Here is a 7,948-nt window from a genome sequence, read left to right as displayed (position 1 = left end):
CGGCGCGAGCTGCTGCGCGCCCTCGGCGCCGAGCCCGGCGTCGGCGGACCGGCCTGGCGCTCGGCGCTCGCACGGATCGCGGAGGGCGACAACGAGCGTGCTCTCGAGGCCGCGCGGGTCATCGATCGGCTCGTCTCCGACCCCCTGCCCGCGGACGCGCTGCGGCCTCGCGCGATCGCGCAGCGGCTCGACTGGCTCGCGGAGCGGCTGCGCGCCGTCGGGCGCGGGGACGGGGATCTCCTGGCGAGCCTCACCCAGGTGCAGGTGCTGCAGCGGGTGCTCGGCATGCTCGCCCCCGAGGCGCCCCTCACCCGGCGCACGCTGCAGCAGGTCATCGACAGCTGCGGCAGCTCCGGTCCCTCGCCGCGCGCGGTGCGGGAGGTGTCGGATCGGCAGGTCACCACCTCTCCCGCCCAGGTGCGCGGCGGCGCCGTGCTGTGGTGGGGGCCGAGCTCCGACGACGCTCCTCGCACACAGCGCTGGGACCCGGCCGAGGTCGACGCGCTCGCAGCGGGCGGGGGGCGCGTGCTCTCCCCCGCGCAGCATGCGGCCCTGCAGGTCGATGCCGCGCTGCGGGGTCTGCGGCGGGCCGAGGAGATCGTCGTCGTGCTGCCCGGGAGGCGGCTCGAGGAGGTGCCGGGGCCGAGCGGCCTGCTCGCGCATCTCGGCGCGGGTGACCGGCTGCGGCCCGAGGAGCTGATCGAGGACGGACGGTGGACGCTCGCGAGGAGGTCGCTGGAGGTCGTGGCGCCGGCGCAGGAGGAGGAGCCCGCCGCGCCGCCGACGGAGCACCGGATCGCGCCGGCCCCGCACCTGCTGCCGCGGAAGCTGTCCTTCACGCAGGTCTCCTCGCTGCTCGCCTGCCCGCACCACTGGGCGCTCGAGTACGCGCTGGACGTGCGGCCCGCCGACGTCGCGGCGCTGCCGACGGGTGCGCGGATGATCGGCACCCTCGTCCACGCCGTGGTCGAGACGCTGGTCGAGAAGCGCTACGACCCGGGCCTCGGCGGCACCCCGCTCGACGCCCCGTCGGCCGAAGAGATCGGCGAGGTGCTGGACCGCCTGGTGCCCCAGCTCGCTTCCGAGCTCGACCTGCCCGGACGCGCGGCCGCGCGGGAGGACGTGCGCGACCGGGCCGTGCGCTCGGTCGGGGCGCTGTTCTCCGGGGCGGCGGAGGCGGGCCTGCGCATCACCGGGACCGAGACCCGCTTCGAGCTCCCGCTGACGCTGATGCTGGCCGATGGTGAGCGGACCGTGCCCTTCGTCGGCAGCCGCGACGTCGACGCGATCGCGGCCGACGGGCGGCGCGCCGTGCTGGACCTGAAGTGGTCCCGCAGCCGCAGCCGCTACGGCGACCTCTTCGACACCTCCGAGGCGATCCAGCTCGCCTCCTACGCCTGGGCCCTCGCGCAGGAGCACCCCGGCGAGCAGCCCGCCGACGTCGGCTACTTCCTGCTGCGCAGCGGCGAGTTCGTCTCCGCCGATCCGGCGCTGGATCCCCACGACCGCGCCTCGATGGACACCGGCGAGGCCTGGCGGCGCATGCTCGCCGCCGTCACCGCACGGCTCGACGAGGTCGCCGACGGACGGATCCGCTGCGGCTGCCGGGAGCTGCAGGAGCGGACGGGCCTGGACGCCTCGGCGAGCTGGTCGGCGAGGTCGAGCGCGCTCACGAGGGCGCGCGCGGCCGAACGGGAGGCCGGCGGGCTCCTCGTCGAGGAGCACTGCGGGACCAGCGAGCACGCACAGCTGTGCGGGACGACGGGAGCGATCCGATGACCTCGACCTTCACCCTGATCAACGCCTCGGCCGGCTCCGGGAAGACCCACACCCTCACCCATCAGATCGCCGACCGGATCGCCCGCGGGCTCGACCCCTCGCAGCTCATCGCGACGACCTTCACCACCAAGGCCGCCGCCGAGCTGCGCGACCGGGTGCGCCGCACCCTGCTCGAGACCGGGCAGGTCGACGCCGCCCGCGCCGTGGACAGCGCCCTGATCAGCACCGTCAACTCCGTCTCCGGGGAGCTGCTGCGGGAGTTCGCGCTCGACGCCGGCATCTCGCCCGAGGTGCAGGTGCTCGACGAGGACCGGCAGAAGGCCGCCTTCCGCGCCGCGATCGACGAGACCGCCGCGGAGGCCGGGGCCCGGGCCGCGGACCTCCTGGCCCGCACCGAGCACGACGGCGAGGAGGAGCCCGAGATCCCCTGGGACGCCTCCCCCTCGTGGCGGGGCCATGTGCGGGACCTCGCCGGTCGGGCCCGGACGAACCTGCTCGATGCGGAGGCGCTGCGCCGCGGAGCGGAGGCGTCGTTCGAGGAGTACCGGGCGGCGGCGCTGCCGGCGGCCGCGGAGGCGGATCGACGCGAGGCGTGGCGGTCCGAGCTCGATGCTGCGGTGCGGGGGTTGTGGGCGCAGGTGCGCAGCTCCGAGGCCGGGGACGGGCCGTTCACGGAGAAGGGCGCCGGGACCGTGCGCAAGCGCCTGCAGACCCTCGACGGGCTGCTGCGGGACGTGGCGCGGCTCGAGCGGGCGCCGTGGAGCGTGTGGGCGAGGATCGCGAGGGTCGCGGAGGGCAGGGCCGGGGACCCCGATGCGAAGGGCTACGTGTACAGCAAGGACGTGGACCTCGCCCTGGTCGGGGTCGCGTCGCGGATCGCCGAGGAGCTGCTGGCGAACCCGGCCCTGCAGGAGGACGTGCGCGCCCTGATCGCGCTCGTCATGGACACCGCCGCCGAATCCCTCGAGGCGTACCAGCGCTTCAAGGACGAGCTGGGGCTGATCGACTTCATCGACCAGGAGGTGCGCACCCTCGAGCTGGTGCGCAGCAGCGGACGGGCCCGCGAGGTGATCCGCGACCGCTTCCACCTCCTGGCCGTCGACGAGTTCCAGGACACCTCCCCCGTGCAGCTCGCCCTGTTCCTCGAGCTGTCCCAGCTGATCGACGACAAGATCTGGGTGGGCGACCCGAAGCAGGCGATCTACGGCTTCCGCGACGCGGACCCCTCCCTCATGCTCGGGATCATCGAGCGGATCGAGGCGGGCACCGCCGGACTCGGTGCTGCGGAGGTGCTGGACCTCAAGCACTCCTGGCGCTCGCAGGAGCCGGTCCTCGACCTCGTCACCGCGGTGTTCCCGCAGGTGTTCCCCGACCTGCCGCGCGAGCGGGTGGTGACCACCGCGGCCCCGGAGGCGGTGGCGCGTCGACGCGAGACGGGGCACCGTCCCGGGCGGCTCGAGGCCTGGGTGCCGGAGGTGCCGAAGAAGCTCACCTACCCACAGCACGCGACCGCGATCGCCGACGGGGTGCTGGAGCTGCTGCGCGAGCCGGGCACCTCCCCCGCTGACGTCGCCGTGCTGGTCCGCTCGAACCGTCGGGCCCAGGACGTCATCGCCGCGCTCACCGAACGGGGCATCCCCGCCTCCGGGGAGGGCCGGCCGATCCTCGCCACCCGCGAGGGACGCCTCGTCCGGGCCGCGCTCGCGGTCACCCTCGACCTCAGCGACACCCTCGCCCTCACCGAGCTGGTGGACCTGCTCCCGGACCACGCCGCGCACGGAACCTGGTTCGCGGACCTCGCCGCCCGGCCCGACCGTGAGGCGCGACGGGCGCTGTTCGACGACTGGTGGCGGGACCCGGTGCTCGACGGGCTGCGGGACCTGCGCGAGCAGTGCATCTCCCTCTCCCCCGTCGAGATGATCACCGCGCTCGTCGACGCGCTCGACCTGCCCGAGCGGATCCGCTCCTGGCCCGCCCCGGACCAGCGCCTGCGCACCCTCGACGCGCTGCGCGCCGTGGCCGGGCAGTACGCGGACCGTGCCCGGGCGGACTCCGCCCCGGTCACGCTGACCGGGCTGCGGATCGCGGTGGACGCGGTGGACCGCGGCCCCGACCTCACCGGCACCCCGGACACGGTGTGGGTGGGCACGATCCACGGCGCGAAGGGCCTGGAGTGGCCGCACGTCGTGGTCATGCTCGACCACGACCCGAGCGAGCGCTCGCAGACCTCGGGCGGCTTCGTGGTGCCGGCCGCTGAGCTTGATGTCGCCGCGCCGCTCGCGGGCCGAGCTCCGCGCTACTGGCCCGCGCTGCTGACCTCGCAGGCCGCGCTGCAGGAGGGGCTCTCCGCCTCGGAGCATGCGCTGCGGCGCACGGACCGGGAGCGAGAGGAGTCCGGGCGCCTGCAGTACGTAGCCCTCACCCGCGCCGCCGACGTCACCGTGCTGAGCGGCGCCGGCTCGGCGCCGGTGCTGGACGCGCTGGTGCCCGCGACGCACGAGGATGCCTCGCCGCTGCTGTCCTGGAGCGTCGGCGGGGAGGGGATCGCGGTGCGGGGCGGCGGAGTGCTGCCCGCCGTGGTGCGGGCCCCCGCCGGGATTCTCGCCGAGGGCGCGGAGCGCTTCGATGCGCGGCGAAGTGCGCTCGCGGCGAGCGATCTCGTCGGCGCGCGGCCGCGAGAGGCGCATGTCGCCGCTCGCTTCCAGGCCTCCGGGGTGGGGTCCGAGGGGATCGCCGGCGCGGTCTCGGAGCCGCGACGGATCGGGCGGCGCCTCGTCACCGGCGGCGGCCCGCAGTGGGAGCGCGTCGGCGAGGCGATCCACGCCTATCTCGCGATGCCGCTCGCGCACCTCGACGACGCGCAGCGCCGGGCGGCCGCGGCGCGGCTCGTCGAGCGGTGGGCGGTCGTCCGGGCCGTCGAGCCGTCGGTGCTGATCGAGGCGGGCGAGGCCTGGGCGGGGTTCCTCGCCGCAGAGCTGCCCGGCGCGGAGGAGCTCACCGAGCAGCCGATCACCTGGTGGAACGAGGACGACCAGGTGATGGAGGGGTGGATCGACACCCTGCTGCGCCTGCCGGACGGGCAGGTGGTGCTGGTGGACCACAAGAGCTACCCCGGCGATCACCCGGTGGAGCATGTGCGGGAGAAGTATCTGGGGCAGATGGCGACCTACTCGCAGGCGCTGGCGGCCGCGGGTCTCGCGCCGGCGCGGGTGCTGATCCATCTGCCGCTGCGCGGCGAGGTGGTCGAGGTGGAGCTCGGAGCAGCCGATGGGGAGCCGGTCGATGCCCACTGAGCTGAGCGCCGAGCGGGCGGTCGACGCGGCGCGGACCCTGCTGGACGAGGCGCTGCGCAGCGGGAGCCGACGGATGCTGGGCATCGCCGGAGCGCCCGGGGCGGGGAAGTCCACCCTCGCCGCGCGGCTCGCCGAGCAGCTCGGTACGCAGGCGGTGCTGGTGCCGATGGACGGCTTCCACCTCGCCGACGTCGCCCTCGCGCGCCTGGGGCGGCTCGCGCGGAAGGGCGCGCCGGACACCTTCGACGCCGGCGGCTACGCGGCGCTGCTGCAGCGCCTGCGCACCGCCCGACCGCAGGATGCGCCGGTATGGGCGCCGATGTTCGAGCGGGAGCTCGAGCAGCCGCTCGCCGGGACGATCGAGGTGCGCGCCGAAGTGCCGCTGGTGATCACCGAGGGGAACTACCTGCTGCTCGAGGACGGGCCGTTCGCGCAGGTCCGCGCGATGCTGGATGCCTGCTGGTTCGTCGAGGTGCCGGAGCGGCTGCGGCACGAGCGGCTGATCGCCCGGCACGAGCGCTTCGGGAAGTCGCCGCAGGCGGCGCGGGACTGGGCGCTCGGACCGGACGAGGACAACGCCCGCCTGGTCGCGGGCACCCGCGACCGGGCGGACGCCCTGGTGGGGGTCAGCTGCGGCTGAGCACGCTGCGCACGAACGCCGTGGAGCGCTCGCGCAGGCCCTCGATCTTCTGCTCGCGGTGGTAGGCGAGCAGGGCCGGGTCCTCCGAGCGGAGCTCGAAGGAGCTCGGCTCCCGGCGCACGTTGCGCGAGCAGCGGAAGTCCGCGCAGATCGCGGTGCCGACGGTGTTGCCGCGTCGGCCGGACGCGCCGGCGAGCGGGGCGACGAAGCTCGCCGCGTGCACGCCGTCGACGATGTCCTCGCACCACGCGCACAGCATCTTCTTCGCCGGCGGGTTCTCCGGGCCGCGCAGCAGCAGCACCGCCACCTCCCCGTCGAGCTCGAGGGCGATGTAGTGATGGCGCGGCTTCTTCGCGTCCTGCCAGCCGAAGTAGTCGAGGCGGGAGAAGTCGACCTGGTCGAGGTCGGGGATCATCGCGCGCTTCGCCTCGCCCTTGGAGGCGTTGACGAAGGCGTCGCGGAGCTGGGATTCGGTGAGGGTGTTCATGCGGTGTCCTCGCAGAGGGCACGCTCCCGCATCGGGGCGTGCAGAAGTCGGGGGGGGGTCGTCGCGGCGCGCTCGAGGGCGCGCGGGCTCAGACCGAGCAGGCCGCTCGGGCCGCCTCGCTCCCTGCATGCGCGGTGGGCATGCCGACTCCTCTCCGTACGTGGACGGGTGCCACCCTACGCCCCGCGCCGGCCAGGCGCGAAGGGATATCCGTCAGCTCACCGGGCGAGTATCAGGCGCTGATGCGGTCGAGCTCGGCGCGCCCCTCGTCGGACAGCTCGGGGGAGGGCGCTTCGGCGGAGTCGGCGATCGAGGCCTCGCCCGAGGAGCGAGCGATGTCGCCCTTCGTGGCGGTCAGCTCTCGACCTTTCTCAGCGCCGAGCCCTTGTGCGCGGCGACGTGGTCGGTGCGGTCGCTCTCGATCTCGTACTGGGGCTCGTCCTCGCTCGCGCGTCGGCGATGGCCCTTGTAGTCGAAATCCGCGGTGTGGACCTTCGTGATCGTGCCGCTGACACGGCCGGCCTCGGAGTCCCAGCTGACGTGGTCGCCGACGGCGAACTCGGTGCTCATGCTTCCTCCTGTGCTTCCGGTGGATAGATCACGGTGCCGTCCTCGCGGACGACGGGTCGGGCCCCCCAGGCCCCCAGCTCATGCACGGCGGGGGCATTGCCGACGCGCAGATGCACGACCTCCCAGCCGCGCGCGACCAGGGTGTTCGAGATCAGCAGCCGGTGGCAGCGCCAGGGCATCGGCTCCCCGCACATCACCGCCACGTGGTGCTCCGCGGCCAGAGCCTCGAGCTCCTCGATCCCCTGCTCGTACTCTGCACTCAGGGTGTGGTCGGCGTAGTTGCGGAAACTCGTGTTCTGCCAGCCGGCGTTGAGCTGCGGGTCGACATCGCGTTGCTTCGGGCGGCGCCCGGTGAGCTCGACAGAGCGCCGGTAGCCGATTCCCGCCCCGCCGAGCCAGCGGGTCATCTCCTCGGCATCGAACTGGGGGCTGCGGCGGGAGCCGGGCAGCTTGCGCACGTCGACCAGCTCGTCGATCTCGACGCTGCGGAGTGTCGCGAGCACGGCGTCCACGGGGCTGGTCCAGTGGCCGAGGGTCCAGATCGTGCCTCTCATCGCACCTCCATGACGGCTCAGCCCCGCCCGGGCCGCGGCAGCAGGGCGACGGAGAAGAACACGGCCGCCTGCGCGTCGCGGGCGCGGTAGCGGTAGGGGCCGGGGGAGGCGATCCGCGCGGAACCGCCGGCCTCGATCACCTGCAGCCCGTCGGCGTCATCGATCTCGAGGGCGCCCTCGATGACGTGGTGCATGATGCCGGGCAGGGCGATGCCGGAGCCGCCCTCGTAGCAGTCCTCCCCCACCAGCTTCCACTTCCAGGTCTCGACCGACAGCGACTCGGTGTCCACGGCGCCCAGCAGCACCGCCCAGCTGCCGGCGTCGGTGGACCAGATCTCCACGCCGTCGGGGGCGTCGTCCGCGCCGACGCCCATCAGCGCGGCGAAGGTGGTGCCGAGCCCGGCGGCGATGCGGTCGAGGATCGCGACGGAGGGGTTCGCCTGTCCGAGCTCGATCTGGGTGAGCATGCGACGGGAGACCTCGCTGGCCTCGGCGAGCGCGCCGACGGAGAGGTCCTGCTCCTGGCGGGCGGCGCGGATCCGCTCGCCGAGCCGCTCGACCACGGCCGGGCGCATACCACCGCTCATCGGGGCCTCCTGGTCGCTCGGGCGTTCCGTGCCCGGAA

Annotated in this window: 7 protein-coding genes; 3 read left to right on the top strand and 4 right to left on the bottom strand. The window is 74.3% G+C overall.

Going from position 1 to position 7,948, the window contains the following annotated elements; all coding sequences use genetic code 11:
* The 3 genes from HMPREF3159_RS12880 to HMPREF3159_RS12870 all read left to right on the top strand — a co-directional run.
* The coding region (locus HMPREF3159_RS12880) for a PD-(D/E)XK nuclease family protein (RefSeq protein WP_070501442.1) at nt 1–1,779 on the top strand (1,779 nt) is incomplete at its 5' end.
* Nucleotides 1,776–5,072, top strand: coding sequence for a UvrD-helicase domain-containing protein (locus HMPREF3159_RS12875; RefSeq protein WP_070501455.1), 3,297 nt, complete (start codon nt 1,776–1,778; stop codon nt 5,070–5,072). The genes HMPREF3159_RS12880 and HMPREF3159_RS12875, both read left to right, overlap by 4 nt.
* Nucleotides 5,062–5,712 (top strand): nucleoside/nucleotide kinase family protein, encoded by a 651-nt coding sequence (locus HMPREF3159_RS12870; RefSeq protein ID WP_070501440.1) that lies wholly within the window; start codon nt 5,062–5,064, stop codon nt 5,710–5,712. The genes HMPREF3159_RS12875 and HMPREF3159_RS12870 overlap by 11 nt, the downstream gene beginning before the upstream one ends.
* On the opposite strand, the gene HMPREF3159_RS12865 is transcribed toward HMPREF3159_RS12870, so the two are convergent.
* The 4 genes from HMPREF3159_RS12865 to HMPREF3159_RS12850 form a co-directional block, all read right to left on the bottom strand.
* Nucleotides 5,699–6,199, bottom strand: coding sequence for an FBP domain-containing protein (locus HMPREF3159_RS12865; protein ID WP_070501438.1), 501 nt, complete (start codon nt 6,197–6,199; stop codon nt 5,699–5,701). The genes HMPREF3159_RS12870 and HMPREF3159_RS12865 overlap by 14 nt on opposite strands.
* Nucleotides 6,200–6,553: 354 nt before the next feature.
* Entirely contained in the window at nt 6,554–6,769 is a 216-nt protein-coding gene (locus HMPREF3159_RS12860; RefSeq protein WP_070501436.1) for a hypervirulence associated TUDOR domain-containing protein, read from the bottom strand.
* Nucleotides 6,766–7,323 (bottom strand): DUF488 domain-containing protein, encoded by a 558-nt coding sequence (locus tag HMPREF3159_RS12855; RefSeq protein ID WP_070501434.1) that lies wholly within the window; start codon nt 7,321–7,323, stop codon nt 6,766–6,768. Before HMPREF3159_RS12855 ends, HMPREF3159_RS12860 begins: the two co-directional genes overlap by 4 nt.
* Nucleotides 7,324–7,340: 17 nt before the next feature.
* Nucleotides 7,341–7,910, bottom strand: a complete 570-nt coding sequence (locus tag HMPREF3159_RS12850) for an XRE family transcriptional regulator (protein ID WP_070501433.1) — start codon at nt 7,908–7,910, stop codon at nt 7,341–7,343.
* Nucleotides 7,911–7,948 lie beyond the last annotated feature (38 nt).

Origin of the sequence: Brachybacterium sp. HMSC06H03, assembly GCF_001807385.1 — a bacterium.
Taxonomy (GTDB): Bacteria; Actinomycetota; Actinomycetes; order Actinomycetales; family Dermabacteraceae; genus Brachybacterium; species Brachybacterium conglomeratum.
The sequence above is the reverse complement of the archived record's forward strand: the minus strand, read 5'-3'. Positions and strand labels throughout refer to the sequence as shown.

Excerpts from the sequence above, each read along its gene's own strand:
- HMPREF3159_RS12875 (WP_070501455.1), top strand. The coding sequence starts at position 1,776 with ATGACCTCGACCTTCACCCTGATCAACGCCTCGGCCGGCTCCGGGAAG.
- HMPREF3159_RS12870 (WP_070501440.1), top strand. The coding sequence starts at position 5,062 with ATGCCCACTGAGCTGAGCGCCGAGCGGGCGGTCGACGCGGCGCGGACC.
- HMPREF3159_RS12865 (WP_070501438.1), bottom strand. The coding sequence starts at position 6,199 with ATGAACACCCTCACCGAATCCCAGCTCCGCGACGCCTTCGTCAACGCC.
- HMPREF3159_RS12860 (WP_070501436.1), bottom strand. The coding sequence starts at position 6,769 with ATGAGCACCGAGTTCGCCGTCGGCGACCACGTCAGCTGGGACTCCGAG.
- HMPREF3159_RS12855 (WP_070501434.1), bottom strand. The coding sequence starts at position 7,323 with ATGAGAGGCACGATCTGGACCCTCGGCCACTGGACCAGCCCCGTGGAC.
- HMPREF3159_RS12850 (WP_070501433.1), bottom strand. The coding sequence starts at position 7,910 with ATGAGCGGTGGTATGCGCCCGGCCGTGGTCGAGCGGCTCGGCGAGCGG.